The sequence below is a fragment of the Mycobacterium simiae genome (assembly GCF_008370645.1).
Classification (GTDB): Bacteria; Actinomycetota; Actinomycetes; order Mycobacteriales; family Mycobacteriaceae; genus Mycobacterium; species Mycobacterium simiae_A.
Genome location: NZ_VTZN01000512.1, coordinates 1 through 502 on the forward strand (window position 1 = coordinate 1; position 502 = coordinate 502).

Genomic DNA, 502 nt, shown 5'->3' on the forward strand with positions numbered 1-502 from the left:
GTCTGGGGGCAGGGCGATCTCGGCCTCGACGGTATCGGGGTCGGCGGGATCGCGGCCAATGGCGAGCACGCCCTGGAACGGCGACTGGTAGCCCAAGCCCTGGGCGGCCAGCGGTTCATAGAAGCCGTCGGAATCGATGGCCTGCAACACCGGCACTGGTGTGTGAGCGGGTGTGGAGGTTTGCTCAGCGCTGAGGGTGGCGCTGGCGTGCAGGACCCACGTGTGGTCATGGTGGTCGCCGCTGGTGCGGGAATGCACGGTCACGGCTTGCCGACCAGCGTCGTTGCGGGGATGGATGGTGATTTGCAGGTCGGCGGAATGGTGGTCGGCCAGCGGCAGGGGGGTGTGCAGGATGAGTTCCTCGACGGTGGGGCAGCCTGTTTGGCCGCCGGCATATAGCAGCAGGTCGAGGAATCCGGTGGCCGGAAAGATGACGGTGTCGCCGACTTTGTGGCCGGCCAGCCAGGGGTGGGTGGTGGTGGAGAGCCGCCCGCTGATCAGG

The 502-nt window shown here is 67.5% G+C and carries 1 protein-coding gene; it reads right to left on the reverse strand.

The genetic code is table 11. The features are described 5' to 3' along the window. Positions 1-502, reverse strand: a 502-nt coding sequence (locus tag F0Q45_RS26675) for a polyketide synthase dehydratase domain-containing protein (RefSeq protein ID WP_188113204.1), incomplete at both ends; no start/stop codon positions are given.